The organism is Deinococcus radiopugnans ATCC 19172, assembly GCF_006335125.1.
Taxonomy (GTDB): Bacteria; Deinococcota; Deinococci; order Deinococcales; family Deinococcaceae; genus Deinococcus; species Deinococcus radiopugnans.
In genome coordinates, this window is the sequence record NZ_VDMO01000016.1 from 65654 (window position 1) to 91975 (window position 26322).

Consider the following 26322-nt stretch of genomic DNA (forward strand, 5'->3'; position numbering starts at 1 on the left):
GTCAGCACTGTTTCCCCTTCTGACTGGTTGCCTCAGACGCCCAGAGGCACATCCACCCCAAGCTCGGCCAGCACGGTGCGGATCGCCTGGGCATCGATGCCGGCGCGGGCGTGGACGCTCTCGGCGGTGGCGTGGTCCTGGAACTCGTCCGGAATGCCCAGCGTCCGCACGGGCACCTTTAAGCCCATGCTGTTCAGGGCCTCCAACACGGCGCTGCCGAAGCCGCCCACCAGCGTGTTGTCCTCCACGGTGATGATTGTGCGGGCGCTGCCGGCCAGCTCGCGCAGCATGTTCAGGTCCAGCGGCTTGACGAAACGGGCGTTCACCACACCGACGCCGGGCAGGTCCGCCGCCGCCGCCTGCGCGTATTCCAGCGCCTTGCCGCCGGCCAGGATCACGGCGTCGGAGCCTTCCTTGACGCGCTCCCACGTGCCCCATTCCAGCGTGGGCCACGTGCCTTCCGGCACCTTGACCGTGTTGCCGCGCGGGTAACGGATGGCGAAGGGACCGTCGTGCTCCTGCGCGTACTTCAGCATGCCGCGCATCTCGTGGGCGTCCTTCGGCAGGCCGATCCGCACGTTGGGAATGCTGCGCAGGTAGCTCAGGTCGAACACGCCGTTGTGCGTCGAGCCGTCGGCCCCCACGATCCCGGCGCGGTCGATGGCGAAGGTGACGTTCAGGTTCTCGATGGCGACGTCGTGCAACACCTGATCGTAGGCGCGTTGCAGGAAGGTGGAGTAGATCGCCACGATGGGCCGCAGGCCCTGCAACGCCATGCCGGCGGCAGTGGTCACGGCCACGTCCTCGGCGATGCCCACGTCCAGGTAACGGTGCGGGTGCGCCCGGCTGTAGCCCACCAGCCCGCTGCCCTCGCGCATGGCCGGGGTGATCACGAAAGTACGCGGATCGCGTTTGGCCAGTTCGGTCACGGCGTCGCCGAACGCGGCGCTCCACGAGTACGCGCTGCTGGCCTTGAAATCCCCGGTGTCCGGGTCAAATTGACCGGGACCGTGCCAGTAGATCGGGTCGGCCTCGGCGTAGCTCAGGCCCTTGCCCTTGCGGGTCACGACATGCAGGATCGTGGGGCCGTCCAGGTCCACCAGCCGTTCCATCAGCCACACCAGTTCCTGGACGTTGTGGCCGTCGACCGGGCCGACATAACGCACGCCCATCATGGCGAAGGGATTGACGCTGGCCGGATCGAAGAAGTGGCGGGTGCTGCTCTTGGCACGGCTCATGAAATCGGCCAGCGGCTTGCTCAGGGACTGCACCGCCTTTTTCCCGGCTCCCTCGCCCTCCTGAAACCACTTCTGGACCTGCAGGCCGCGCATGAACTTGTTGATCGCGCCCACGTTCTCGGAAATGCTCATCTCGTTGTCGTTCAGGACGATCAGCATCTTGCGGCGCAGGTCACCGATGGTGTTCAGGGCGGCCAGCGCCATCCCGCCGGTCAGCGAGCCGTCGCCGATCACGGCGGCCACCTGATAGTCCTGGCCCAGCGCGTCTCTCGCCATCGCCATGCCCAGCGCGTTCGCCAGGCTGGTGCTGGCGTGGCCCACGGTAATGGCGTCGTGTTCGGACTCGCTGACCTTGGTAAAGCCGCTCAGCCCACCTTCCTTCTTGACGGTGTGCATCTGCTCCCGCCGCCCGGTCAGCATCTTGTGGGCGTAGGCCTGGTGACCCACGTCGAAGAGAATCCGGTCACGCGGACTGTTCAGCACGTAATGCAGCGCCACGATCAGGTCGGTGGCCCCCAGCGAGGACGCCAGATGCAGCCCACCCACCGAGCAGACCCGCACGATCTCGTCGCGCAGTTCCTGGCTCAGCTCGGGCAACTGATCGCGCGAGAGCTTCTTGAGGTCAGCCGGGCCGGCAATGCGGTCCAGCAGCGGCGTGCCCTTGTGCCCGAGGTGCAGCCCATCAGCCTTTTTGATGTCGGTCATTGGCGACCTCCCTTGAAATTGCGGCCCACCAGCACCAGGCCTTCAGGCGTGCGAATCTCGCCCACATACGGCGTGAACCACAGTTGTTGCGTGGCTGGAAACAGGCCGCCCACGGTGTCGCTGACCTGACGGGTGACCACCCAGACCTCGAATTTTCCGGCGGGCGTGTCCTGCTGCCGCTGTTCCTGAACGGTGTAGCTGTAGTTCAGGGTGCCCTGCGCCTGCACCCGCCCGTCGTCCCCACTGATGGTGATGTTGCTCTGGCCCTGCCAGGTCAGCCCCAGCTTCCAGGCACCTTCCGCCGGGTACTCCAGCCACGGCGGGTCCAGCCGCACATTTACGCCGGGTTTGCGCAGGCCCAGCAATTGAACGCCGGCTGCCGAAAAGGTCCGGTACCATGTCTGGTCCGCGCCGCGCCCGGTCAGTTGCAGCGCCTGCACGGTCTGCCCGGCGTAGATGTTTGGCCCCAGCGTCCGCAGCACGTACGGCACGCTGGCGGTCGGCTCGCCTTCCGGCAGGTAGGACCACGCCAGCCCGGCCTGACTGGGATAGAACGACACCGCGTTCACGGGCGTGCTGGTCTGCACGGTCGGCTGCGGACCAGTGGTCCGGGGAGCGCAGGCGCTCAGGCCCAGCAGCAGGGCCGGCCCGAGAGCGAGAAGGAAGGTGGGACGCATGATCCCCAGAGTAACGCGACCCATTGACCGCATTCTGTCAGTTAAGCGGAAGTCAGGCGTCCTGCTTTTGGGTGACAGTGAGGACAAATGGCGTGTGGGAGGGCAGGGAATGCGTGTTCCTAAAGCTGGGTTTACGGATGTGGGTGGGGCGGTCAGATTTTATTGCTCTTTTGCAGATTGCAGCGTCGGCACAGCAGTTGCAGGTTGTTCTCCGTACTGGCCCCGCCCAGGCTGTGCGGAATGACGTGATCGTATTCCAGATAATTGTTGTCCCCACACTGCACGCATTTGCCCTGATCCCGGTGGAAGACGGCAATCTTGACGTGCTGCGGAATGCTGCGGCTGGCGCGTTCGGTCTGGGGCATCAGCAGGAGGCGCTTGTGCAGCCGCACCAGGGCGTCCAGGGTGGCGCTCAGGAGCAGCGGCCTGGAGACGTGGTGGTAGCTGCCGCTGCCCTTCTTGACCGACAGTTCAAGGTTCACGCCGTCTGGCCGTTCCTCGATGCGTAAAATCTTGCTGTACTGCACGTTCCAGCCGCCCTCGCCCGCCGTGCCGATGAAATAGAGCTGACGGTTGGTCACCACCACCCGCCCCACGATGTCCCGGCTGCGGGTGGCCGTCACATGCCGGAAGGTGGCCGGCACCTCCAGATGGGCGACCTCGCCCGCATCCAGCAGCACCGTCGTCTGAACGGTCGGGAGATGCCCCTCGCGAATGCGGGTGGCGGCACGCAGATCCTGCAGCTCGGTCTGCAGGGGAGCCAGCAGGCCCGCTGGAATGCGCAGTAGCTGGGCCAGGGCCGCAAAATCGCTCTCCTCCTGGGCCGTGATGATGCCGTCCGAATACGCGAGCGTCAGGGTGCGTTCCATCAGGCGCAGCGCATCGGTGCGCACGAAGTCCAGGGCGGCCTTCGCATCCAGCCCTTCACGGAAGATGGTCTGTTGCAGGTCTTGCCACTCGTGGTCCTCCATGATGCCGTCCGCGCAGGCCGCCAGAAAGCGGGTTCGGAAGCGGCCCAGCCCTTGCTGCGCCCCGTGGGCACAGTCGCGGCACAGCCCCTCGTGGTTCAGTTTGACAGGGCTGAAGATGCTGCTGCGCTTGCCGCAGTGCCGGCAGGCCCGCGCGTCGGTGACGGAACGTGGCGGGGCCGATTGCAGGGGGGCCCAGGTGGAGGGTGCGGGCGAGGCGGGGGCATCCTGCACCTGCGGATCTGTGGGGCGGGCACTGCTGGACGGCGCAGCGGGGGATTCCTCCTGACCAGCCGCCTCGCCTCCCACCGATTCGAGCAATGCCTGTAACCCGCCTGAAAATCCCTGCCCCACGCCCATGACCCGCCACTGGCCCTGATAGCGGTAAAGCTCGAGCAGAATCAGCGCCCGCTCGGCCTGGAACAGCTCGCCCTCCACCGTGAAATGCACGCTGTCGCCGCCCTCGGTCATCAGGCTGGCCGTCCCGCGCCGCAGGGCAGAAAAGGGCTGCTCGTCGGTGGTGGCGACAAAGATCAGGCGGTGAATCCCCAGCGGCAGCCGCGCCAGATCAATGTGGAACGACTGGTCAGCGGCAACGAGGGCAATGGCCCGTTCGGGACTGGCCGTCTGGTTGTAGAAGATGAAATACCGGTCATCCGAGAGTTGCCGGGCCTCGTTCAGGCCGAACACGCTGAGATCCGCCGTTTCCACGCCGGGCAGATGCGCCCGCAGCACAAAGTGCGGGTGGGCGGTCAGTCCATCAAGGGTGAGCCGCTGCCCACGCTGAAGCTGCTGGATCATCGTCCGACTCTAGCGTGACGCAAGACCGGGCAAGACGGCAAATCCTGATAGAAGCAGGGGCCGCAGGCGTCACGCCCCGGCCCCTTTGTCCTGTCCTGCTCAGATCAGGCTGAGCTGATCCCCGTCCGCAATGTGGCCCAGGTGCTCGGGCAGCCCGCGCGGGTGGTCCATCACGATCTGCTCGGCCTTGTACGACGAGCGAACCAGCGGCCCCGACACGATTTCCAGGAAGCCCAGTTGCATGCCTTCCTCGCGAATTTCGTTGAATTCGGCGGGCGACACGTAGCGCTCCACAGGCAGGTGGTGCATGGTGGGGCGCAGGTACTGCCCGAAGGTCAGCACGTCCACCCCCGCCGCGCGGCAGTCGAGCATGGTCTGGGTAATCTCCTCGCGCGTCTCGCCCAGCCCCAGCATGATGGACGTTTTGGTGATCACGTCCGGGCGGGCGCGCTTGGCGTGGGCCAGCACAGCGAGGGTCTGGTCATAGTCGGCGCGGATGTCACGCACCGGGTGGGTCAGGCGGCGCACCGTTTCGATGTTCTGGGCGTAGGTGTCCACACCGCTGTCCAGCACCAGATCCACGCAGTGGGTGTTGCCGCTGAAGTCGGGGGTCAGCGCCTCCACGCGGGTTTCGGGGTTCAGCTTTTTAATCGCCGCCACCGTCTTGGCGAAGTGGTACGCGCCGCCGTCCGGCAAGTCGTCGCGGTCGACCGAGGTCAACACGACGTACTTCAGGCCCATCAACGCCACGCTCTCGGCCACGCCCTGCGGCTCGTCCAGATCGAGCTTGCCCATCGGGTTGCCGGTGTCCACGGCGCAGAAGCGGCAGCCGCGCGTGCAGATATGCCCCATCAGCATGAAGGTGGCCGTACCGCGTGACCAGCACTCCCCGATGTTGGGGCACATCGCTTCCTCGCAGACCGTGTGCAGGCGGTGTTCCTTGACGATCTTGCGAACCTCGCCGAACACCTGTCCGGTGGGGATGGTCACCTTGAGCCACTCGGGCTTCTTCTCTCGCACCGGCACGCTGTCCTTGCGGTAGATGCCGTTCTTGATGAACTTGGCCTGCTTTTCAGTCGTTGGGTCAGTCTGGGTCATGAATCAGCTCCCCGCCCCGGCAAGTTCCGGCAGCGTCCAGTCGTAGGCTTCAAAGGTGGTGATAAAGGCGTCGGCCAGGGCTTTGCGGGCCGCGTCCATGTCCGGGCTGTGGCCCAGCCCGCGCCGCTCGTATTCACGTGCCACGCTGGTCATCTGGGTGCCCGTCAACCCGCACGGCACGATCAATTCAAAGTGCTGGAGGTTGGTCTCGACGTTCAGCGCCAGCCCGTGCAGCGCCACGTTCTTCTGCACCGCCACCCCGAAGGAGGCGATCTTCTGATCATAGATCAGGCCGTTGACCTCGCGCGGATCGACGTACACGCCTGCGTAACCGGGGTTGGGGCGGGCGTCGGGCAGGCCCAGGGTGTTCAGCGCCGCGATGGTGGCCCCCTCCAGCAGCCGCAGGAAATCCTGCACCCGCCGGCCCACCGGAAAAATGGCGTAGGCCACCAGTTGGCCGGGGCCGTGGTACGTCACGTCGCCGCCGCGCTCGACTTCCAGCACCTCGATGCCCTGGCTGGCAAGGTACTCGCGCGTCACGATGATGTTGCCCCCCTCGCGGGCCTTGCGGCCCAGCGTGAGCACGGGCGGGTGTTCCAGGAGCAGCAGCGTGGGCCTGCCCCCTGCCGCCACCCGCGCGTGGTGTTCCTTCTGCAAGGCCCAGGCGTCGCGGTACGGCACGCGGCCCAGGTCTACGGTGTCGAATGCGGCGGCCTTCATGGCATGGATTGTACGCCCGGCCCGCCGACATTCACCGTGTCCTGCGCCGAATTGCGCCCCCCATTGACCACGCCCCGTGGTGAATCTGCGCCCTCAGGCTGGTTGGGGCAGCCTCTGGACTGTCCGGTGGGTCTGGACGTAGCATTCAGGCCATGCCCGAACTTGTTTCCCCCTCCAGCCGCTACAAACAAAGTTTCATCGAGGCCGTGCGCGAGGTGCAGGCGTCCGGCAGCGGGCTGGGCGACACCCTGAAGTGGGACGTGGCCGGGATGGAAGCCGACTTTGACCGTGTCCTGGCCGAGTTGCGCCGCTACGAGCCGGGCCATGACCTGCCCGACGGGTTCGTGCATTCCGAATCCCTGTGGCTGGTGGAGGGCGAGACGTACCTGGGCCGCGCCAGCCTGCGCCACACCCTCAACGCCAGCCTGCGCGAGTTCGGCGGCCACATCGGCTACGAGGTGCGGCCCTCGGCGCGGCGGCAGGGCCACGGCAAGACCATCCTGCGCCTGACGCTGGGGCGGGCGCGCGAACTGGGCCTGGACCGGGTGCTGATCAGCTGTGACACCGACAACCTCGGCTCACGCGGGGTCATCGAGGGGGGCGGCGGCGTGCTAGAGGGAGAATTCGTGCTGGACTACCATCCAAAGCCGCTGCGGCGCTACTGGATCACGCTGTAGCTCAGGTCTGCGGCGGCGCCTCATCGGCTGACCCGTCGTCGCGCAGTTCCCCGGCGCGGTCGGTCATCTCGTGGGCCAGTCCTTCCAACGCCTCGGCCTGTTGCTCGCCGGACGCGCCCGTGTCGCTCATATGGTCGGCCACCGCCTTGCCGATCTGGGTCAGCGCGTCCACCTGACGCTCCCCGGCGTCGTCCAGGGCGCTGATGCGCTCCACGATCTGCTCGCCTGCCGCCGTCAGGGCCTGAATCTCCTCCTCGGCACTCAGGCGCCGCAGTTCGCTCAGGCGCCGCTGGTGCTCGGCCAGCACCTCTTCGAGTTGCGCGGCCTGTGTCAGCGTCTGGGCCTGCGCCTGGGCGGTCCCGATAATGGTGTCCAGGGCCTCGAGTTGCTGCGCCACCCGCTCGTGGATGGCGTGCAGGCGCGACACGTTCAGGTCATTGAGCGGGGTGCGGGCCACGTCCTCAAGCGCCAGACCAATCAGGGCATTCAGCGCCTGCGCCGCCGTGACCTGCTGCTCGCCGTTTTCCACGATGTTCATCAGCGCCTGGGCCTGATCGTCGCGCTCGTCCGGGCTGGCCCCCAGCGGCAGGGCACGAATCTGCTCGCTGGTCAGGGAGATGACCTGCCGCAGGGCGTCGGTGGCCGCCAGCCCCTGCTGCCCGGTGCGGATGATGTCTTCGAGCATGCTGCTCTGCGCCCATCCCGCCGCGCCCACATGCTCACGGGCACGCACCTCCAGCACCCGGCGGCGCTGAAAATGCGCGGCCTGCTGGGCACTGGCCAGCAGACCATCACGTTTTTCCTGGCCCGAATTCACGGTTGGCCCGGCAGGGCGGGGCGACGGCGGCCCCGGGACAGAGAAAAGGTCATGTGGCTCACATGAGTCAGTTTCGCGTATAGCGGCGGGCGCGAAGGTAATGCACGCACCGCTTGCCGTTCACGCCGCTGCTCCCGTATACTCCCAAGGTTCGGCCCGGCCGCCAGCGTGCAGCCGAGGTCCGTATCTGGTGAAAGAACGCCTCTGCCAGTGCCCGCCCCGTGCGGGCCAAGAACGCTGGAATGTGGGGTGGTCCGCTGACCGAAGGAGCCTGCAATGAGCAACATCAAAGTGAACCGTGGCGCGATTCTGCGTGCCGTCGAGCAGCCACACATCAACACCAACCACCCCGAGTTCCGCCCAGGCGACACCGTCCGCGTGGAAACCAAGGTGGTTGAAGGCAACCGCACCCGCAACCAGGCCTTTGAAGGCGTGGTCATCGCCCTGAACGGCGCGGGCAGCCGCCGCAGCTTCACCGTCCGCAAGATCTCCTTCGGCGAGGGCGTGGAGCGCGTGTTCCCCTTCAGCAGCCCGCTGCTGGCCAAGGTCAGCGTGCTGGAGCGCGGCAAGGTGCGCCGCGCCAAGCTGTACTACCTGCGCGACCTGCGTGGCAAGGCCGCCCGCATCAAGAGCGACCGCAGCCGCGTGATGAAGGATGCCGAGGCCAGCAAGGCCGCCAAGGCCAGCAAGCAGGCCGCCGCCGCGCAGGCTGCCGAAGCTGCCGCCGCACCGGTCGAAGCCGCCCCCGAAACCCAGGGCGAGTAAACCCCACGCTTGCGCCTGAGCCGCCTGCCCTCTGGGGTGGGCGGTTTTCGTTGGTCAGAGGATTTCGAACAAGAGAAGTCCCGGCGTTCACCTTGACACCTCCCATGTTTGACCTCTTCTATTTCCTGACCGTGCTGGCTGTCCTCGTTTCCGGCGTGGCGATCTTCAACTTCCAGCCCGACTTCTACACCTACGATTTTCGGGACGAGCTTGTGATTGTGTGGCTTGGACTGGAACTGAGAAAAATCGCCTCCTGGAGAATTCGCGCTGTCGAGACGGTGGCGTTCAGGCTCAGCGTCGTGTCTGCCCTCAACCTCAAGGGCGCGTCGTCCCAGACCCGGCCCATAAACATCGTTGCCATCACGTTGAAGGACAATCTGGTCATTGCCGTGACACCCCGGAATGTCCCGGAGTTCTGTGCGCGGGTGGCGGCCAGCATTCCGCGCCGGGCCGGATGAATCCCGCAAAGAAATGGATTCCAGCCATAACAGCCGGAATCCGTTTCCTGCGCCCTTTCCTTCAGCTGAACAGCGTGCTGACGCTCGCGCCGGTGTGGATGTTGGCAATGGCGCTGGCGAACAGCGGGGCCACGTCCAGCACGGCCAGTTTGCCGCCCGCCGCCTCGATCTTCTCCGGGGAAACGTACACCGTGTTGCAGCTGGCGACCTGGGTCACGTCCAGCCCCGCGATGCGCTGGATGGCCGGGCCGCTGTAGACCCCGTGGGTGACGGCCACGTACACGTCCTTGGCGCCCATGCTGCGGGCGATGTTCACCGTCTCCACCAGGCTGCCGGCGGTGCTGATCTCGTCGTCGATGATGAACACGGTCTTGCCGTCCACCTCACCGATCAGGGAGCGCGGCACCACCTCCGTATCGGAGACGCGCTCCTTGTCGATCATCGCCAGCCCGCAGTCCAGCAGGCGCGAGATGCGGCTGGCCCGCTTGATGCTGCCCGCGTCGGGGGCCAGCACCACGCCCTCGTGGGCATTGTCCACGCAGCCCCGGAAATGCTCGGACAGCACCAGATCCGCCGACAGGTGATCGACCGGCACCTTGAAAAAGCCGTGCACCTGTGGACTGTGCAGGGTCATGGTCAGCACCCGGTCGGCCCCCGCCGCCTGGATCAGATCGGCCACCAGCCGCCCTGCGATGGAGATGCGCGGGCTGTCCTTCTTGTCGCTGCGGGCGTAGCTGTAGTACGGAATCACGGCGGTAACGCGCCCCGCAGACGCACTTTTGGCCGCGTCGATCATCAGCATCAGTTCCATGATCGAGTCGCTGACCGGGTTGCTGAAGGTCTGCACGATGAACACGTCGGCCTCGCGCAGCGACTGCTCGTAGTGCACGATCAGGTTGTCGTTGGTGAATTTCTCGGTGGTGCTGTGGCCCAGCGGCACCCCCAGATTGTCGCAGATGGCCTGCGCCAGCGGGCGGTTGCTCTGGCCGGAAAAGACCATCAGGGGCGAGCGGCGACTTTCCAGCAGGGCAGCGGACGGGCGTGAGGGAACAGACAAGGGGGCATCCTCCAGGGATTGAGGGCTGGGCGACAGTGGGCGGCGCAAATCGCCCGAAGCATACCCGCCCCGCACGCTGGCTGTCAGGGCCAGGTGACGTCCCCGGCGTGGGGACAGAGGCGGCCCGGCCCGGTGTCCGGTTGAGGTGGACATCCGGCCAGCCCTGACACGCGCACTACCATGCAGGCATGACCCTGGACGCGGTGATCGTCGGCGCTGGCCCCAATGGCCTCTCGGCTGCCCTGACCCTGGCCCGCGCCGGACTGCGGGTGCAGGTGCTGGAAGCGCACGAGACGGCGGGGGGCGGCATGCGCAGCTTGCCCCTGACGCGGCCCGGTTTCGTCCACGACTACGGCAGCGCCATTCACCCGCTGGCCGCCGCCAGCCCCGCCTTCCGCAAGTGGCCGCTGCACGCCTTCGGCCTGGACTGGGTGCAGCCTGACGCCCCGGTGGCGCATCCGCTGGGACACGGCTCGGTCACGCTGGAGCGCAGCCTGGACGCCACCGCCGACGCGCTGGGGGCGGACGGCCCCGCCTGGACTCGGTTGATGCGCCCCCTGCTTAGCGATTGGGAGGGCCTGTTGCACGACATCCTGCGCCCGCTGCCGCGCGTGCCGTCGCACTTCTTCACGCTGGCGCGGTTCGGGATTCGTGGCCTGCCGCCTGCCGAACTGCTGGGCCAACTGCTATTCCGCACGCCGCAGGCCCGCGCGCTGTGGGGTGGGCTGGCCGCGCACACGGTACTGCCCTTCTCGGCTCCCGGCACCTCGGCCATGACGCTGGTGCTGGCGCTGCTGGCCCACGCGGTGGGCTGGCCGTTTCCGCGCGGCGGGGCGCAGGCCATTCCCGACGCCATGCAGGCATATCTGGAATACCTGGGGGGCGAAGTAATCACGGGCGTGCAGGTCCGCTGCGCCGCCGACCTGCCCCCCGCCCGCGTGACGCTGGTGGACAGCAGCCCCGCCGTGTTGCTGAATCTTCTCGGTGACCGCGCCCCCACCGCCTACCGCGCCGCGCTGGAACGCTACCGCTACGGCCCCGGCATTCAGAAACTGGACTACGCCCTGAGCGGCACGGTGCCGTGGACTGACCCGCGTGTGGCCCGCGCCGCCACCGTCCATCTGGGCGGCACGCTGGACGAGGTGGCGCGTTCGGAGGCCGCCGCCGCCACCCACGTCGCGGCGCGGCCTTACGTCCTAGCCGCACAGCACACCCTCTTCGACTCCACCCGTGCCCCCGCCGGAGGGCACACCTTCTGGGCCTACTCGCACGTCCCGAACGGCAGCGACGCGGACATTGGGGAGCGCATGGAAGCCCAGATCGAGCGGTACGCGCCGGGCTTCCGTGAGCTGGTGCTGGCCCGTCACCGCACCACCGCGCCGATGCTCCAGGCCTACAGCCCGGTCTTCGGCGGCGGCGACGTGAACGGGGGCAAGGGCGATCTGTGGGGCCTGCTGGCCCGTCCGGTGCTGAGCGCCACGCCGTACCGCACGCCCGTCAGGGGCGTCTACCTGTGTTCCAGCAGCACGCCCCCCGGCGGCGGGATCCATGGTATGGCGGGCTACCACGCCGCGCTGGCCGCGCTGAAGGACGAGTTTGGGATTCAGGACTCGGAGGGGTGAGGGGAGCAGTCCAACCGTCGAACCGTCAAACGGTCTAACCGCAAAGGCAGACAGCTTCTCTGGCGGTTAGACCGTTTGACCTTTAGACGGTTTGACCCACAGACGGTTTGCCCCATCATTCTCCCACCTCAAGACCCCGTGAACCCGGGCCCGCACCGCCTCACGCCGCGCCGCCGTAGCCTGCGTGCCATGACCACACTCAACAGCGTTCCCCTGACCCTCACGGTCAACGGGCAGGCGCACGCTCTGGACATTCCCGTGCAGGCCACCCTGCTGGACGTGCTGCGCGAGCGGCTGCACCTGACCGGCACCAAGAAGGGCTGTGACCACGGCCAGTGCGGGGCCTGCACCGTGCTGATGGACGGCGAACCCCACCTGAGCTGCCTGACCCTGGCCCTGAGCGCCCAGCACCACGAGATCGGCACCATCGAGGGCCTGAGCGCCCCGGACGGCGAACTGCACCCGATGCAGGCGGCGTTTCTGGAACACGACGCCTTCCAGTGCGGCTACTGCACGCCCGGCCAGATTCTCAGCGCGGTGGCCTGCGTGGAGTGCGGCCACGCCGAGAACGACGCCGAGCTGCGCGATTTCATGAGCGGCAACCTGTGCCGCTGCGCCGCCTACCCGCAGATTTTTGAGGCCGTGAAGAGCGTGGCCGGAGAGCGGCGATGAGGCCCTTTGAGTACGCCAGAGCGCAGAGCGTAGACGGCGCGGTGGGCCAGCCGGGCAAGTTCCTGGCGGGCGGCACCACCCTGCTTGACCTGATGAAGCTGGACGTGGAGCGCCCCGCCCACCTGACCGACATCACGCCTTTGCGCGAAAATGGCGAGCTGTCGCAGATCGTGGAGGATGGAGACGGCGTGCGGATCGGCGCGCTGACCTCCATGTCGCAGACTGCCGAACACCCGCTGATCGCCACGCGCTACCCGGCATTGCGGGCTGCGTTATTGGCGGGCGCATCCCAGCAGATTCGCAACATGGCGAGCATGGGCGGCAACGTCATGCAGCGCACCCGTTGCCCGTACTTCCGCGATCTGGCCTTCAAGGAATGCAACAAGCGCGAACCCGGCAGCGGCTGCGGCGCCCGCGAGGGCTTTCACCGCAAGATGGCGATCCTGGGCGGCTCGGAGGGTTGCATTGCCACCCACGCCTCGGACGCTTCGGTGGCATTGGTGGCCTACGGGGCGGCCTTGACCCTGTGCGGCCCGGACGGGGAACGCACCGTCAAGCTGGAAGAGTTCAACCTGCTGCCCGGCGATACCCCCAACATTGAACACGATTTGAAAGAGGGGGAGTTGATCGTGGCGCTGACGCTGCCCGCCCCCATCGCTGAGAATGGCGTGTACCTGAAAGTGCGGGATCGCGAGAGCTACGAGTTTGCGCTGAGCAGTTGCGCCGCCGTGCTGGACGTGCAGGACGGAAAGGTGAAGGCGGCCCGCGTCGCGCTGGGCGGAGTCGGCACCAAGCCCTGGCGCTCGCCGGAAGCTGAGGCCACATTAATCGGCCAGCCCGCCACCCGCGAGACCTTCGAGACCGCCGCCCGCGCCGCGCTTCAGCACGCGCATCCACTCCCACAGAACGCCTTCAAGGTGCCGCTGACCGCCCGCGTGATTGTCCGGGCGCTGATGCAGGCGGCAGGACTGGTGGATGAGGCTGGAAATTCCATTCAGGGGGAGCAAGCATGACCGTTCAGAAAGGCCAGCCCCAGCACTACGTGGGCCAGCGGGTCAGCCGCGTGGACGGCCCCGACAAGGTGCGCGGCGCGGCGACGTACACCGCCGAGTTCGATCTGCCGCGACTGGCGCACGCCGTCCTGGTCAGCGCCACGATTCCCCACGGCAGCATCAAGAAGATTGACCAGAAGGCCGCCCGCGCCGTGCCGGGGGTGCTGGACATCCTGACGCACGAGTCGGAGGGCATGAAGCTGGGGCCGGTCAAGGCGTACCCGCGCGGCCCCGCCGGAACCTCTGTACTGCCGCTCCAGTCGCCCAAGATCGAGTTCCGGGGGCAGCCGGTGGCCCTGGTGGTGGCCGAGTCGCTGGAGGCCGCCCAGCACGCCGCGCAACTGCTGGAGATCGAGTACGACGCCCACGACTTCCGCGCCACGCTGGAACAGGGAATGAATGGGCTGCCGCTGCTGGACAAGCTGCCGATGCCGCCGCTGGGCCATTCGCGCGGGAATGTCAAAGAGGGGCTTAAAGAGGCGGCCAGCACCTTTTCAGCCACCTACGACACCCCGGTTCACCACCACAACCCAATGGAAATGCACGCCGTGATCGCCGCCTGGGACGGCGACGAGCGTGTCACGGTCTACGAGCCGACGCAGTGGATGCAGGCGTCTCAGCACACCCTGGCCGCCATGCTGGGGCTGGAGCCGGACAATGTGCATGTGATCAGCCCGTTTGTGGGCGGGGGCTTCGGGAACAAGGCGACGACGTGGCCGCACCTGCCGCCCGTCGTGCTGGCCGCGCGCAAGCTGGGCCGCCCGGTCAAGCTGGTGCTGAGCCGCGCGCAGATGTTCGCCGCCGTGGGCTACCGCGCCGCCACCACCTCGGCGTATTCGGTGGGGCTGGACGGGGACGCGCAACTGACGGCCATGACGCTGGACGCGCAGTTGCAGACCGGCCCATCGGACCTCTTCCCCGAACAGGTGGGCAACATTCCCAAGATGCTGTACGCCAACCCCAACATGGAGCTGAACTACACGCTGATCCGCACCCACGCCGGGCCGAACATCATGATGCGTGCCCCCGGCGAGGCCAGCGGCAGCTTCGGCCTAGAAGTCCTGATGGACGAGCTGGCCGAGCGGGCGGGCCTCGATCCGGTGGAGTTCCGCCGCCGCAACCACGCCCCAGAGAACAGTGACCCGGAGAGCGGCAAGCCCTACAGCAGCAAGCACCTGCTGGAGTGCTATGACCGCGCGGCGCAGGCGTTTGGCTGGGAGGGGCGCAATCCCGAGATCGGCTCCATGCGCGATGGCAACACGCTGATCGGCTGGGGCATGGCGACGGCCACCTACCCGGTCTACGCCAGCGCCGCCACCGCCCGCGCCCGGCTGTGTGCCGACGGCCACGTGGAAATCGAGGCGGGCAGCCACGACATCGGCACCGGCACGTATTCCATTCTGGCCGGGATCGCCGCCGACTCGCTGGGCCTGGACATCGGGCAGGTGACGGTCAAGCTGGGCGACTCCCGGTTGCCCAAGAACGGCTATTCCGGCGGCAGCCGCACCGCGAGCAGCGTGGGCAGCGCCGTGCTGGCCGCCGCGATGGGCCTGCGTGAGGAATTGACGGAAGCCGCCACCCACGATTCCGCCTCCCCGCTGTTCGGCGTGGCGGGCCAGGAGATTCACCCGCGCGACGGTGGCCTGTACCTGGGCGACACCGATCAGGGCGAGACCTACACCGCCATCCTGCGCCGCCTGGGCAAGGATCAGCACGAGGTCTACCGCGAAACCATCCCGCACGAGGGCAGCCAGAAGCAACTCGATCAGCTCAAGGCGGGCAAGGACGGCAGCGTGGCAGCGGTGGCCGAGCGCTTCGCCCGTCACTCCTGGGGCGCGGTGTTCGTGGAGGTTCGCATTGATCCCGACTTCATGACCCCGCGCGTCAGCCGGGTGGTGGGGGCCTTCGACATCGGGCAGGTGATCAACGCCAAGACCGCCGAGTCGCAACTGACCGGGGGCATGGTCTGGGGCGTGGGCATGGCGCTGCACGAGGAAACCCACACCGATGACCGAACCGGCCTGATTCTCAACAGCGATCTGGCCGAGTATCACATCCCGGTCAACGCCGACATCGGCAGCGTGCAGGCCATCGCGCTGGATCACCCGGATTTCCGGGTCAGCGCCCTGGGCGCGCGTGGCGCGGGCGAGATCGGCATCGTGGGCACCGCCGCCGCCGTCGCCAACGCGATCTACCACGCGACAGGCAAGCGGGTGCGCGAGACGCCGATCACGCTGGACAAGCTGTTGTAATCAGGGGTCAGGCCCTTCTAAAAATCTGATGGCCTGACCGGCCCACGGAGGAAAATCAGGGTCTCAATTTCAGGCCCCCCGTGGGCGGCTCAGGGCGGCCAGATCGTCCAGCAGGATGGCCGCCGCCTTCTCGCCGCTTTCCATGGCCCCCTGAATGCCACTCATGGAGGTGACTTCCGAGGCCAGCAGGACGCCGGGCAGCCCCGTGGCGTGGCCGGGCAATGTCGCCACGTAACCGGGCGGCTGCGGGTACTGGGCGTGTGGGATTCGCTCCACGGCCAATGTCCGCAGGCCGGAGACTGCCGCCTCACCGTACCAGTGCGCCAGCTCGCCGCGCACGCGGGCGTCCAACGCAGCGTCTTCCAGCAGGGGCAGATCCAGCACGCTGACCACCAGCAGCTGCTGACCCGGCGGCACCCGCCCCGGCAGCACGTTGCTGAGCCACTGGGCGTTGTTGATCAGTCCAGTTTCGGCGTTGAGCAGCAGGCGGGGCTGATCGTCGATTGCCCTGTCGGCGGCGTAGGACAGGTACGTGCTGCCCAGACTGCCGCGCGAGACGTCCTGGCCCAGCAGCCCCGCCGCCGCGTTCGGATCGGTGGCGACGATCACGCTGCGGGCGTCCAACTCACCGTTCGAGGTCTGAAGGGTGACGTGGGAGCCGTGCGCCGTCAGAGCCGTCACGCGCACGTTGACCTGAACGTCCACTCCCGCCGCCAGCTGCTGTGGAATGGCGCCCATGCCCACGCGGGGCAGCGCCGCGCCGCCGTCGATGAGCATGCGGAAGTAGTAGCGGAACAGCCGCGCGGAGGTGTCCAGCTCGCGCCGCAGGAAGATGCCTCCGAAGAAGGGCCGGAAGAAATTGTTCAGCGCGGCCTCGCTGAAGCCCTGGCCGCGCAGGTAACTCTCGGTGGTCTCGTCGGGGCCGATGAGCAGGGTGTGGGGCGGTGGGGCCAGCAGTTCCAGCGCCAGTCGGCCCACCCTCAGCTTGTCGGCCACGCTCAGCACGCCCGTGGTCAGGGTGCTGGGCAGCGCCGCCGGATCGCGCCGGGGATCGCCCAGCACGTCCTCGCGCCGGCCACGCCGCACCGCCGCCGAGGGCGGAATGGGCACCAGCTCCAGGGCGTCCAGATCGAGATTGCGCCTCACCGCCGGGTAACCCGGAAACAGCACCTGATACCCGGCGTCCAGCGTGAAGCCGTCCACCACCCGCGAGCGCACCCGTCCGCCCAGCACTGCCGACGCCTCCAGCACCCGCACCCGCCGCCCGGCCCGGCCGAGGATCCGCGCCGCCGTCAGTCCGGCCAGCCCCGCGCCTACGATCACTGTGTCGTGCATGGGGCACAGGCTACGGGAAAACAGGCGACTCTGGCCGGGATCTGGTGGGGCTCAGGGCTGAGCGCTATACGGACGCGTCGGTGCGCCGATAGAGCTTCAGCGGTCTGCCGGTGGTCTGGTATTGCACGTCCACCGTGGCGAAGGACAGCCCCACCAGATATTCCAGGTAGCGCCACGCCGTGATGCGGCTGACCCCCAGGTGCTTGCCTGCCAGCTCGGCGCTCCAGGCCTCCGGGCCGCGGTCCAGCAGGCGCTGCACCCTGGTCAGGGTGGCGGCGTCAATGCCCTTGGGCAGATGGGTGACCGGATCGTGGCGCAGCAGCCGGTCGACCCCAGACTGGGTCAGGTGGCCAGCGCTGCTCACGGCGCGGCGCTGCTGATGCCGCTGAAAAGCGGCCTGAAGCCGCTGCCGGTCAAACGGCTTGATCAGAAAATCCAGGACGCCGCTGCGCACCGCCGTCTGGACGGTGGGCAGATCGTTGGCGGCGGTGACCATGATCACGTCCGGGCTGCTGGGCGTGCGGGGCAATCCGCTGACCCAGTCCAGACCATTGCCGTCCGGCAGGTAGATGTCCACCATCAGCAGATCCACCGTCAGCTGACCCAGATCCTGCTCGGCCTGGGCCAGCGTGCCCACGGCGCTGACCACCTGAAAACCGGGCGTGTCGGCCACCAGGGTGCGGTGGATGGTGCGCACCAGTTCGTCGTCCTCGACGATCATCACACGGCTGGGCGTGGGCTGGGCCTGGGCAGGCAGAGGCGGGGAGCGGGTCATCCGCCCCCCGCCGGAATGCTGATGATGAAGACCGTTTCTTCTGGGGTTCGCAGGTGTTCCATCTGCCCGCCCAGGCCCAACAGGTGCTGCCGGATCAACGACAGCCCCTGACCACGCCCCGGCCCTTTGGTGGAGAAGCCCGGCTGCTGGAGGTGCTGCGGGTTCAGGCCGGGGCCACTGTCCCGCACCTCCAGCTGAAGCCCCTCGGCGTCCTCGCCGAGCATGACCGTGATGCGGCGCTCGGGCTGGCCCTGCACGGCGTCGAAGGCGTTTTCGATCAGGTTGCCTGCCGCCAGCAGCACGGCGTCGATCACGGGTTCGGGCCAGTGATCGGCCAGCGCCGACGAGGCGTCCACCTGTAGATCGGTGCCCAGTTCACGCGCGCGGGCGATCTTGCCGGCCAGCAGGGCGGCCAGCCGGGGCGGCGCGATGCCCGCCACGCTGTCGCTGACGTGCTGCGCCTGCCCCGCCTCGCGCTGGATCACCTGCAGGGCCAGTTCGGGACGGCCGATCTGCATCAGACCCGCGACGGTGTGCAGGCGGTTGGTGAACTCGTGGGTCTGAGAGCGCAGCAGCTCGACGTACTGGCGGGTCTGGGTCAGTTCCTCGGCCAGCCGCACCGCCTCGGCGCGCTCGCGGAACAGGATCAGGCGCTGAGGGCCGGGCAGCGGATAACAGGTCAGCAACATGGGTTGCCGTTGCCACACGCCGGGCCGATCCTGAAAGGACTCCCCGCCCGCGCGGCCCAGCAGGGCATGCAGTTCGGGCCACAGCTGCGGCAGAGGCGGCAATTCCGAAACCTGCCCGGCCTGCAGATACGTCAGGGCGCGTGGATTGGCGAGCAGCACACGGTGACCGTCCAGCACCAGCACGCCGTCTTGCAGGGCCGTCAGCACCGCGTGATGCTGGGACACCAGTCCCGAAATCTGGTCGGGTTCCAGATCGAACAGATCGCGGCGCAGCCGGCCGCTCAGGTACAGGCTGCTCAGCAGCGCGAACAGCAGGCCAAAGCCGTACCACGGCAGCAGGCCCCACATCACGCGCGCAATCCCGGCCTGCACGGTGGGCAGCAGAAAGCCGGTGGACACCAGACCGATCACCCGCGCCTCCGCGTCCCGGATCTCGGCCTTGCCCCAGATGAAGTCGCGGAACTGCTGCACGCCCACCTCCACCGGATCGCCGCCCACCAGCACGTCGTCCAGCCCACCCCCCTGGCTGATGCGCTGCGCCAGGGCCGGGGGAAAGGGGTGGGCGTAGCGCATGCCCAGCCGTCCGCCCACCACCAGAAAATCCGCGCCGATCTCGGCCTGGATCTGCCGCAGCAGCGGGTCGATCTGCAGCGGCACGTCCGGGCGGGTGAAGTAGGTCTTGACCGTGGGCGTCGCGGCAATGGTGCGCGAGAGCATCAGCGCGCGGTCTCCGAACTCCTGGCGCGTGTGCGAGGTGAGCGAGGCGTACTGCACCGCCGCCAGAATCAGCATCAGCAGGGTAAACACCGTGACCTGACTGAGGAAGAACCGCTGCCACATCCGCAGGCGCCGCCAGCGCGCCGGGGGCACCGAGAGGCGGGCCAGCCGCGCCGCGTCGGACGGGCGCGATGGAGGTGACAGGGCCGCGTCAGAGCCGCGCATTGTAGGCCCGGATGATCTGATCGGCCCGTGCCTTGGCCGCCCGCAGCGCCTCGGCGGCGTCCGCCCCGTCCAGCACCCGTTCGATGGCGGCATGCAGCACGGCCCTGACCTCGTAGAAACTGCCGAACAGCGCGCCCGCCGTGGCGGCCGTGGGGCGCGTCCGGCGAAACTGCTCGACCGCCACGGTGTGCGCCTCGCCCGCCCTGAACCAGCCCTGCGCCCGCAGCCGGTCCACGCTGCTCTGCCGCAGCGGATCGTAGCCGCTGAGCCGGTGCCAGGACGCCAGATTCGCCGTGCTGGTCAGGTACAGCGCGAAGGCCTGCGCGGCGGCCGCCGTCCGGGGCGCGATCTCGCGCGGAATCCACAGGCTGCTGCCGCCCACCACCACGCCCTGCCGTGGGCTGCCCGCCGGCACCGGCATCGGCCCCACCTGTACCGTGAACCCGCGCGCCGCGCTGCCCTCCAGCACCTGCCCGATGCGCGAGGAGGAGGTCATCAGGAACGCCACCTGACCCGACAGAAACAGCTGGGTGACGCCCGCGTTGTCTTCCAGCTTGCCGGTGTTGACGTAGGCGCCCGAGCGTTTCAGCTCGCCCAGCCAGCGCAGGGGACGTTCCACCGCCGAACCGGTGAGAAAGGTCTGGGTGGCGCGGCCCTGGCGTCCGTTGCCGCCGTTCACCCACAGCGCGCCCTGCTGCGCGGCCCACTGCTCGAAATACCACGCGTCCACCGGAAAGGTCAGGCACTTGACCTGTTTCGCCCCGCGTTTCAGGGCGGCGCAGGTCTGCGTCAGGGCTTCCAGGGTGTCGGGCAGGCGGGCCGCCGTGATCCCGGCCTTTTTCAGCAGCGAGGTATTGGCGTACAGCACCGGCGAGGAGGTGTTGAACGGCAGCCCGTACAGCTGTCCGCCCACCCGGTAGTAGTTCAGCACCGAGGGCAGCATGTCCTGAAGTTGCCGCCCCGCCGCCGCTGGCAGGGGCCGGAACAGCATGCTGTCGACGGCCAGTTGCGTGCCCGCCTCCGAGATCTGCACCAGCGCGGGGGCCTGGCCGGTGCGCGCCGCCGTCGCCAGCGCCTGAAAAGTCTGCGGGTAGTTGGCGTGCGCCACGGGCCTGACCTGAATGCCCGGATGCAGGCGGCCAAATTCGGCGGCGCGGTCGAGCATCCACTGGCGGCGCGGGGCGTCGGGGAAGATATGCCAGAACTCGACCTGAACGGGCGGCGTTCCGGCGGCCCGAGGTTGGGTGGGCTGGGGCGCACCCACCGTCATCCCCGGCCCACCCAGTCCTCCCAGACCCACACAGACCGCCGCCAGCACGCGCCGTATGACGTGCCTGACGACCGAGGGTTCCCACCTGCCCATGATCGCTGCATTGTAGGGGCCGCCTCTGGGCCTGGGGCCAGCAGTCACTCCCGCCGCGCGTGAACTCAATGCACCAAAGCTTGAACTCGCCCCTCATCTTCTGCACACTCAGCGCTGAACCACAATCTGTCGTCCCGGCCTGCCCTGCCCCCGTGTGGCGGCGGCCCGGCGCCTTTCGCCCTTTCTCGGTTCCAGCCTCTCTTCCAAAGGAGAATCCATGCGACGTACGAAACGACTGCTCACCCTGACCCTTTTTGCCACGGCGGCCACCGCAGGCGCGCAGGGCAACCTGACCTTCGTGTGCGGCGCGCAGGCCGACTGGTGCCAGGTGGTGGCCAACGCCTACAAGAAGGAAACCGGCGGCGAGGCCAAGTTCCTGCGCCTGTCGGCGGGCGAGTCGCTGGCCCGCCTGCGCGCCGAGAAGGCCAACCCCAGCTTCGACGTGCTGTTCGGCGGCACGGGGGACGTGCACGAGGCCGGCACCAAGGAAAAGCTGCTGACGTTCTACAAGCCCAAGGCCTGGAACGAGCTGTACCCCGAATTGCGCCAGCAGGTCAAGGACGCCTACATCCCGCTGTACACCGGAGCGCTGGGCATGGCGGTCAACGACACGGTGCTCAAGAAGCGCAACCTGCCCGCCCCCACCGACTGGCCCGATCTGGGCGATCCCAAGTACAAGGGCCTCGTCGCCATGCCCAACCCCAACACCTCCGGCACCGCCTACACCATGATCACCACGCTGATCCAGATCTACGGCGAGGACAAGGCCTTTGACCTGCTGAAGAAGATCCACAACAACGTGCCGCGCAACGGCTACACCCGCCCCGGCTCCGGCGCGGCGTTCCTGGCGGCGCGCGGCGAGGTGGCGGTGGGCGTGACCTTCCTGCACGACGCGGTGGCGCAGAACGTGCGCGGCTTCCCGGTGCGCGCCGTGGCCCCCAAGGCCGGCACCGGCACCGAGATCGGCGGCGTCAGCCTGGTCACGAACGGCCCCAACCCGGCGGCGGGCAAGCAGTTCATCGACTTCGTGCTGAAGCCTGAAACGCAGAAGCTGGCCGCGACGGTGGAATCCTTCCAGATTCAGTCCAACGCCAAGACCCCGGTGGCCGCCGCCTCGCCGAATCTGGACAAGATCAAGCTGATCGACTACGACTTCGGCAAATGGGGCGACAGCGCCACCCGCGCCCGCATCATCTCGCGCTGGACGAAGGAGGTCTTTCCATTACCACGGCGGTAACCCCTCCCGTGTCGGAGAGGAACCGGGCCGGAGTCCAGGTGGCGCTGCTGCTGTGGCCGCTGCTGGGCCTGCTGGCCTTCGCCTTCCTGCCCTGGACGCGTGAGGGCCGGGCCTTTCTGGCGGGCGGCCCCAGCGGCCTGGAGCTGCTGGGCACCCTGCCCGTGCTGTGGGTGCCGCTCGTGGCCCTCGTCGCCACCCTGGCCCTGAGCTTTCTGGGCCGCGCCACCCGCGCCCCGCCCACGCTGGCCGCCGCGCTGGGCGGCTTCCTGGTCACGGCCTTTTTCATCGTGTTCCGGAACCAGCCCGCAGACCTGGGCGCGCTGATCACCTCGCTGGCGCTGCTGTCGGTCACCGGCATGGCGCTTTCGGACACGGGCGTGATCAAGGCCGACCGCTTTATCGCCAGTTCCACGCTGTGGGTGGGCCTGTTCCTGATCCTGTTCGTGATGTTCCCGCTGTACAGGGTGCTGCGCAATGCCTTTGGTGAGACGGGCTTTTCATTAGAAGCCTTCCGCAGCGTCCTGAGTTCCCCGGCCTTCTTCGTGCTGGAAAACGAAACCACGGCGCGGAGTGAGGCGACGCTGGCGCTGATCGCCACGGGCGTGGGCGCGGTGGCCGGGCTGGGCATGTCACTGTGGCGGCGGGTTTCGGTCTGGGCCACGGTGCGGAATACCGTGCTGGCGGCGCTGGGGGTGGGGCTTTTCGCCGCGTTGTACTTCGGCTTTGGGGCGCTGCGCAACAGCGTGCTGCTGGCCGTGAGCGTGGCGACGGCGGCCACCGCGCTGGCCCTCGCCTTCGCGCTGCTGGGCACGCGCAGCCGCGCGCCGTTCGGGCCGTACCTGTTCCTGCCGCTGGCGCTGGCCGGCTACGCCATCGGTTCGCTGGCGGCCAGCACGCCGCAGACCGCCGGGCTGGGCCTTCTCTTCAAGGCCGTGGGCGTGCTGGCGGGCCTCGGGCTGGCGTGGTGGCTGACCCGCAGGCGCATCACGGCAGGCCGACTGCTGGGCGTCTTCTCGCTGCTGCCGATCATCACGCCGCCGTTCGTGATCGGCTTCGCCCTGATTTTTCTGCTGGGGCGGCAGGGCCTGATCACCAAGGACATCTTCGGCCTCGACACCGATGCGCTGCTGGGGCCGCTGGGCGTGGGCATCGCGCAGACGCTGGCCTACACCCCGATTGCCTACCTGGTGCTGGTGGGCGTGGTGCAGAGCCTGAACGGCACGCTGGAGGAGGCCGCCGTCACCCTGGGCGCCAGCCGCTGGCACGTCCTGAAGACCGTGATCTGGCCGCTGGTGCGTCCCGGCCTCGCCAACGCTTTCCTGCTGACCATCATCGAAAGTCTGGCCGACTTCGGCAACCCGTTCGTGATGGGCGGTTCGTTCCTGTCCACCGAGGTGTACTTCGCGGTGGAATTCAGCCCCGCCGAGGCGTCGGTGTACGGCACGGTGCTGCTGGCGCTGAGCGTCTCGGCATTCCTGGCGCAGCAGGCGTGGCTGGGCCGCACCAGCTTCACCACGATTACCGGCAAGCCCGCAGCGGGCATGGTGACGCCGCTGCCGCCCGTGCTGGAGCGCGTGCTGCTGTTCGTGTTCATGATCTGGGTGCTGTTCGTGGGCGCGGTGTACGGCAGCATGTTCTTCGGGGCGCTGGTCAAGCTGTGGGGCTTCGACAACACCTTTACCTTCGAACACATTCGCAACCTGTCGGTGGGCTCGCTGGGCGTCTTTTTCAACACCCTCAAGATCGCGGCCCTCAGCAGCGTGCCGGTGCTGATCCTCAGCGTGGTGATCGCCTACCTGATCACGCGGCAGAAGTTCTTCGGGCGCGGCTTTATCGAACTCGGCTCGCTGCTGTCCTTCGCCGTGCCCGGCACCGTGATCGGCATCGGGTACATCCTGGCGCTGAACAGCGGCTTCGCGTACATGACCGGCACCATGCTGATCCTGATCGTCGCCTTTATCTTCCGCAACATGCCGGTGGGCATCCGTTCCGCCGTCGCCAACCTGCGCCAGATTGACCCGGCGCTGGAAGAAGCCAGCACCACCCTGCGCGCGGGCAGCCTGACCACGCTGTGGCGGGTGGTGATGCCGCTGATCCGCCCCGCGCTGATCTCGGCGCTGATCTTCGCCTTCGTGCGGGCCATGACCGCCATCTCGCAGATCATCTTCCTGATCTCCCCCGATCACAAGGTGGTGACCAGCGAGGTGCTGAGCATGGTGGAGCGCGGGCAACTCGGCGACGCGGCGGCGCTGTCGGCCCTGCTGGTCTTCACGCTGGCCGTCGTCATCGCTTTAATGACCTGGGCCGTGGGCCGGATGGGCGGCCCAAAGACAGGAATCAGCGTATGAACACCACTCTTGAGAGGAACCCATGACCGCTACCCAAGCCCGCCCCCAGACTGCCGTTCCCAATTCCCAGGCCGCCCCGGTGCGGCTGGAGGGCGTCACCAAGCGCTTCGGCAAAACCGTGGCCGTCCAGAGCGCCAATCTGGACGTGGAACCCGGCACGCTGGTCACGTTGCTGGGGCCGTCGGGCTGCGGCAAGACCACCATCCTGCGGATGATCGCGGGGCTGGAAACCATCACCGAGGGCCGCCTCTCGATTGACCATGAGGACGTGACCCAGCTTTCGGCGGCGCAGCGCGACGTGACGATGGTGTTCCAGAGTTACGCGCTGTTCCCGCACCTGAGCGTGCTGGAAAACGTCGCCTACGGGCTGCGTGTGGCCCGCCGCCCCGACGCCGCCGAGGCCGCCGAGGAGGCCCTGAAACTGGTGGGGCTGGGCGGCTACGGGGGCCGCGCGCCGTCGCAACTGTCGGGCGGGCAGCAGCAGCGTGTGGCCCTGGCCCGCGCCCTGGTGATGAAACCCAAGGTGTTGCTGTTCGACGAGCCGCTGTCCAATCTGGACGCCAAGCTGCGCCGCCAGATGCGCAACGAGATCCGGGCCATCCAGCAGCAACTGGGGATCACGGCGGTGTACGTGACCCACGATCAGGCCGAGGCGCTGGCGATCTCGGACGTGGTGGTGGTCATGAGCGCGGGCAAGATCGAACAGATCGGCACCCCCGAAGACCTGTACCGCCGCCCCGCCAACGCCTTTGTCGCGGACTTTATCGGTGAGGCGAACCTGCTGCAAGGCACCTACGACGGGCAGCGACTCGGCTTCGGCAACGTCTTCTTGCCCTACACGCAGCCCGGCGCCCCCACCGGGGACGTGCGCGTGCTGGTGCGGCCCGAATCCATCTCGTTCAGCGAATCCGGGCTGGCCGGGCGCATCACCTCCGGCGCGTACCTGGGGGCCATGACCGAGTACACCATCGAAACCTCTGCCGGAGACGTGCTGATCGCCCCGCCCTCCGAGGCCACCATTCTGCCCAACGGCAGCGACATCCACCTGGATTTCCGCAGCAACGGCCTGTACATCCTGCCCGCCTGACTTCCGCAGCCCCCCCATTCAAGGAGTGAACCCCATGCGCCACCTGTTTCTGACCGCCGCCCTGCTGCTGCCCCTCGCCGCGCTCCAGACCGCCTCGGCCCAGCTCTCCGTGTCCGATATTCCGGCCCTGCCGCCGGGCGCCGTGGCCCAGACCGCGCCTGCCGCCCCGGCGGATACCGCCCCTGCAGTCACCGCTCCGGCCACGCCCGCGCAGGCTGGCCCGGTCGCCAAGGTGGAGATTCAGGACGTGGAGATCACGTCCCCGGTCAGCACGGGCAATACGCCCACCGTGGCCAGCGACGACGTGGGCGAGGTCATGATTCCGGTGCTCGCCACCGACAAGGACGGCAACCCGGTGGCCGGCGTGGCCGTGACCTGGGAGGTCAAGAACACCGGCAAGAACCCGGTCTACGTGATTTCAAGCATGGTAGACGGAACGGCGACAGCCATCGCCGCCACCATCGCCCCGGACGAAACCGTCAAGTACGAGACCATGACGGGCGCGGACGGCACGGTCACGCTGCTGCTGAACGCCACCGCCAGCACCGCCGCCGCCCTGACGCTGACGGCCTCCACCGGAGAGGTCAAGAACCTGCGGGACGCCAAGCAGACGATCGACTGGATCGGTCAGTAAACGCACGGGTGGAGAGGCCCTGAGCGAGTTTCAGACCATAAAGGAGAAAGCCCCAGCGTTTGCCGGGGCTTCTTTCTTTTGCACCTAATACGGAATCCGATTAATTCCTTAACAAAGGCCACCAATGGAAGAGGGTGTGCTGGGAAAGGAGATCGGGTTGGGTCTCCAACCAGGCGCACTGCTGAGCGAGGGTCTCAGTAAAGTCCTGCAGGGTGTCAAAGCAGCGATTGGCCACCGTATCGTCAGTCAAGTCCCAGAGCCGTTCGGCCGGCTGCAACTCGGGGGCATACGGTGGCAGCGTGATGGTTTCGATGCCCGGTGGATGTCCCTGCG

At 67.7% G+C, this 26322-nt stretch carries 22 protein-coding genes and 1 pseudogene; 11 read left to right on the forward strand and 12 right to left on the reverse strand.

What is annotated here, in order from left to right:
- Positions 1–32: 32 nt before the first annotated feature.
- From dxs to lipB, 5 genes are all read right to left on the reverse strand, one after another.
- Entirely contained in the window at positions 33–1943 is a 1911-nt protein-coding gene (gene dxs, locus FHR04_RS14595) for a 1-deoxy-D-xylulose-5-phosphate synthase (RefSeq protein WP_052195216.1), read from the reverse strand.
- Entirely contained in the window at positions 1940–2620 is a 681-nt protein-coding gene (locus tag FHR04_RS14600) for a hypothetical protein (RefSeq protein ID WP_139404058.1), read from the reverse strand. The genes dxs and FHR04_RS14600 overlap by 4 nt, the downstream gene beginning before the upstream one ends.
- A 152-nt stretch (positions 2621–2772) precedes the next feature.
- Positions 2773–4389 (reverse strand): TerD family protein, encoded by a 1617-nt coding sequence (locus tag FHR04_RS14605; protein ID WP_139404059.1) that lies wholly within the window; start codon positions 4387–4389, stop codon positions 2773–2775.
- 99 nt (positions 4390–4488) lie between these two features.
- On the reverse strand, positions 4489–5487 hold the full coding sequence (gene lipA, locus FHR04_RS14610) for a lipoyl synthase (RefSeq protein WP_039682203.1): 999 nt from the start codon (positions 5485–5487) through the stop codon (positions 4489–4491).
- Positions 5488–5490: 3 nt separating this feature from the next.
- The gene (gene lipB, locus FHR04_RS14615; protein WP_139404060.1) at positions 5491–6207 is read right to left on the reverse strand and encodes a lipoyl(octanoyl) transferase LipB; all 717 of its coding nucleotides are present in this window, start codon (positions 6205–6207) and stop codon (positions 5491–5493) included.
- 152 nt (positions 6208–6359) lie between these two features.
- Between lipB and FHR04_RS14620 the strand changes: the two genes are divergently transcribed.
- Positions 6360–6884, forward strand: a complete 525-nt coding sequence (locus FHR04_RS14620; RefSeq protein ID WP_139404061.1) for a GNAT family N-acetyltransferase — start codon at positions 6360–6362, stop codon at positions 6882–6884.
- A gap of 1 nt (position 6885) precedes the next feature.
- Here the strand turns inward: FHR04_RS14620 and FHR04_RS14625 are convergent, their stop codons facing one another.
- Positions 6886–7701 carry a hypothetical protein gene (locus tag FHR04_RS14625; protein WP_039682198.1) on the reverse strand — a complete coding sequence of 272 codons (816 nt, stop codon included), beginning with the start codon at positions 7699–7701 and terminating at the stop codon, positions 6886–6888.
- 276 nt (positions 7702–7977) lie between these two features.
- Here FHR04_RS14625 and rplS point away from each other — a divergent pair, with 276 nt between their 5' ends.
- Together rplS and FHR04_RS14635 are read left to right on the forward strand one after the other, a co-directional pair.
- Positions 7978–8466, forward strand: a complete 489-nt coding sequence (gene rplS / locus FHR04_RS14630) for a 50S ribosomal protein L19 (RefSeq protein WP_139404062.1) — start codon at positions 7978–7980, stop codon at positions 8464–8466.
- Between the two features lie 104 nt (positions 8467–8570).
- The gene (locus FHR04_RS14635; RefSeq protein ID WP_139404063.1) at positions 8571–8924 is read left to right on the forward strand and encodes a hypothetical protein; all 354 of its coding nucleotides are present in this window, start codon (positions 8571–8573) and stop codon (positions 8922–8924) included.
- Between the two features lie 61 nt (positions 8925–8985).
- Here FHR04_RS14635 and FHR04_RS14640 read toward each other — a convergent pair whose 3' ends face one another.
- On the reverse strand, positions 8986–9924 hold the full coding sequence (locus tag FHR04_RS14640; RefSeq protein ID WP_139404084.1) for a ribose-phosphate diphosphokinase: 939 nt from the start codon (positions 9922–9924) through the stop codon (positions 8986–8988).
- 245 nt (positions 9925–10169) lie between these two features.
- Between FHR04_RS14640 and FHR04_RS14645 the strand changes: the two genes are divergently transcribed.
- From FHR04_RS14645 to FHR04_RS14660, 4 genes are all read left to right on the forward strand, one after another.
- Positions 10170–11603 (forward strand): phytoene desaturase family protein, encoded by a 1434-nt coding sequence (locus FHR04_RS14645; RefSeq protein ID WP_139404064.1) that lies wholly within the window; start codon positions 10170–10172, stop codon positions 11601–11603.
- Between the two features lie 189 nt (positions 11604–11792).
- The gene (locus FHR04_RS14650) at positions 11793–12275 is read left to right on the forward strand and encodes a (2Fe-2S)-binding protein (RefSeq protein ID WP_139404065.1); all 483 of its coding nucleotides are present in this window, start codon (positions 11793–11795) and stop codon (positions 12273–12275) included.
- Positions 12272–13288, forward strand: a complete 1017-nt coding sequence (locus tag FHR04_RS14655; RefSeq protein WP_139404066.1) for an FAD binding domain-containing protein — start codon at positions 12272–12274, stop codon at positions 13286–13288. Before FHR04_RS14650 ends, FHR04_RS14655 begins: the two co-directional genes overlap by 4 nt.
- Positions 13285–15579 (forward strand): xanthine dehydrogenase family protein molybdopterin-binding subunit, encoded by a 2295-nt coding sequence (locus FHR04_RS14660; RefSeq protein WP_139404067.1) that lies wholly within the window; start codon positions 13285–13287, stop codon positions 15577–15579. Before FHR04_RS14655 ends, FHR04_RS14660 begins: the two co-directional genes overlap by 4 nt.
- A 69-nt stretch (positions 15580–15648) precedes the next feature.
- On the opposite strand, the gene FHR04_RS14665 is transcribed toward FHR04_RS14660, so the two are convergent.
- The 4 genes from FHR04_RS14665 to FHR04_RS14680 all read right to left on the reverse strand — a co-directional run bounded on the left by FHR04_RS14665 (position 15649) and on the right by FHR04_RS14680 (position 20683).
- Complete coding sequence (locus FHR04_RS14665) at positions 15649–16914, reverse strand: NAD(P)/FAD-dependent oxidoreductase (protein ID WP_139404068.1); 1266 nt, start codon at positions 16912–16914, stop codon at positions 15649–15651.
- A 64-nt stretch (positions 16915–16978) separates the two neighbouring features.
- Positions 16979–17689 carry a response regulator gene (locus FHR04_RS14670; RefSeq protein WP_139404069.1) on the reverse strand — a complete coding sequence of 237 codons (711 nt, stop codon included), beginning with the start codon at positions 17687–17689 and terminating at the stop codon, positions 16979–16981.
- Positions 17686–19320, reverse strand: a complete 1635-nt coding sequence (locus tag FHR04_RS14675) for a sensor histidine kinase (protein WP_170213970.1) — start codon at positions 19318–19320, stop codon at positions 17686–17688. Before FHR04_RS14675 ends, FHR04_RS14670 begins: the two co-directional genes overlap by 4 nt.
- Complete coding sequence (locus FHR04_RS14680; RefSeq protein WP_139404071.1) at positions 19307–20683, reverse strand: extracellular solute-binding protein; 1377 nt, start codon at positions 20681–20683, stop codon at positions 19307–19309. Before FHR04_RS14680 ends, FHR04_RS14675 begins: the two co-directional genes overlap by 14 nt.
- 217 nt (positions 20684–20900) lie before the next feature.
- Here FHR04_RS14680 and FHR04_RS14685 point away from each other — a divergent pair, with 217 nt between their 5' ends.
- Genes FHR04_RS14685 through FHR04_RS14700 form a run of 4 tightly spaced genes read left to right on the forward strand, consistent with a single transcriptional unit; the run spans position 20901 to position 25989 of the window.
- Entirely contained in the window at positions 20901–21920 is a 1020-nt protein-coding gene (locus tag FHR04_RS14685) for an ABC transporter substrate-binding protein (protein WP_039682182.1), read from the forward strand.
- A gap of 8 nt (positions 21921–21928) precedes the next feature.
- Complete coding sequence (locus tag FHR04_RS14690; RefSeq protein WP_170213971.1) at positions 21929–24268, forward strand: iron ABC transporter permease; 2340 nt, start codon at positions 21929–21931, stop codon at positions 24266–24268.
- Positions 24269–24290: 22 nt separating this feature from the next.
- Positions 24291–25355, forward strand: a complete 1065-nt coding sequence (locus tag FHR04_RS14695) for an ABC transporter ATP-binding protein (protein WP_139404073.1) — start codon at positions 24291–24293, stop codon at positions 25353–25355.
- Between the two features lie 34 nt (positions 25356–25389).
- The gene (locus FHR04_RS14700; protein WP_139404074.1) at positions 25390–25989 is read left to right on the forward strand and encodes a hypothetical protein; all 600 of its coding nucleotides are present in this window, start codon (positions 25390–25392) and stop codon (positions 25987–25989) included.
- 100 nt (positions 25990–26089) lie between these two features.
- On the opposite strand, the pseudogene FHR04_RS21200 reads toward FHR04_RS14700, so the two are convergent.
- Positions 26090–26322, reverse strand: a pseudogene (locus tag FHR04_RS21200) (hypothetical protein); the annotation flags it as partial.

Coding starts and splice junctions, on each gene's coding strand:
- dxs (WP_052195216.1), bottom strand. CDS start 1,943: ATGACCGACATCAAAAAGGCTGATGGGCTGCACCTCGGGCACAAGGGC.
- FHR04_RS14600 (WP_139404058.1), bottom strand. CDS start 2,620: ATGCGTCCCACCTTCCTTCTCGCTCTCGGGCCGGCCCTGCTGCTGGGC.
- FHR04_RS14605 (WP_139404059.1), bottom strand. CDS start 4,389: ATGATCCAGCAGCTTCAGCGTGGGCAGCGGCTCACCCTTGATGGACTG.
- lipA (WP_039682203.1), bottom strand. CDS start 5,487: ATGACCCAGACTGACCCAACGACTGAAAAGCAGGCCAAGTTCATCAAG.
- lipB (WP_139404060.1), bottom strand. CDS start 6,207: ATGAAGGCCGCCGCATTCGACACCGTAGACCTGGGCCGCGTGCCGTAC.
- FHR04_RS14620 (WP_139404061.1), top strand. CDS start 6,360: ATGCCCGAACTTGTTTCCCCCTCCAGCCGCTACAAACAAAGTTTCATC.
- rplS (WP_139404062.1), top strand. CDS start 7,978: ATGAGCAACATCAAAGTGAACCGTGGCGCGATTCTGCGTGCCGTCGAG.
- FHR04_RS14635 (WP_139404063.1), top strand. CDS start 8,571: ATGTTTGACCTCTTCTATTTCCTGACCGTGCTGGCTGTCCTCGTTTCC.
- FHR04_RS14640 (WP_139404084.1), bottom strand. CDS start 9,924: ATGGTCTTTTCCGGCCAGAGCAACCGCCCGCTGGCGCAGGCCATCTGC.
- FHR04_RS14645 (WP_139404064.1), top strand. CDS start 10,170: ATGACCCTGGACGCGGTGATCGTCGGCGCTGGCCCCAATGGCCTCTCG.
- FHR04_RS14650 (WP_139404065.1), top strand. CDS start 11,793: ATGACCACACTCAACAGCGTTCCCCTGACCCTCACGGTCAACGGGCAG.
- FHR04_RS14655 (WP_139404066.1), top strand. CDS start 12,272: ATGAGGCCCTTTGAGTACGCCAGAGCGCAGAGCGTAGACGGCGCGGTG.
- FHR04_RS14660 (WP_139404067.1), top strand. CDS start 13,285: ATGACCGTTCAGAAAGGCCAGCCCCAGCACTACGTGGGCCAGCGGGTC.
- FHR04_RS14665 (WP_139404068.1), bottom strand. CDS start 16,914: ATGCACGACACAGTGATCGTAGGCGCGGGGCTGGCCGGACTGACGGCG.
- FHR04_RS14670 (WP_139404069.1), bottom strand. CDS start 17,689: ATGACCCGCTCCCCGCCTCTGCCTGCCCAGGCCCAGCCCACGCCCAGC.
- FHR04_RS14675 (WP_170213970.1), bottom strand. CDS start 19,320: ATGCGCGGCTCTGACGCGGCCCTGTCACCTCCATCGCGCCCGTCCGAC.
- FHR04_RS14680 (WP_139404071.1), bottom strand. CDS start 20,683: ATGGGCAGGTGGGAACCCTCGGTCGTCAGGCACGTCATACGGCGCGTG.
- FHR04_RS14685 (WP_039682182.1), top strand. CDS start 20,901: ATGCGACGTACGAAACGACTGCTCACCCTGACCCTTTTTGCCACGGCG.
- FHR04_RS14695 (WP_139404073.1), top strand. CDS start 24,291: ATGACCGCTACCCAAGCCCGCCCCCAGACTGCCGTTCCCAATTCCCAG.
- FHR04_RS14700 (WP_139404074.1), top strand. CDS start 25,390: ATGCGCCACCTGTTTCTGACCGCCGCCCTGCTGCTGCCCCTCGCCGCG.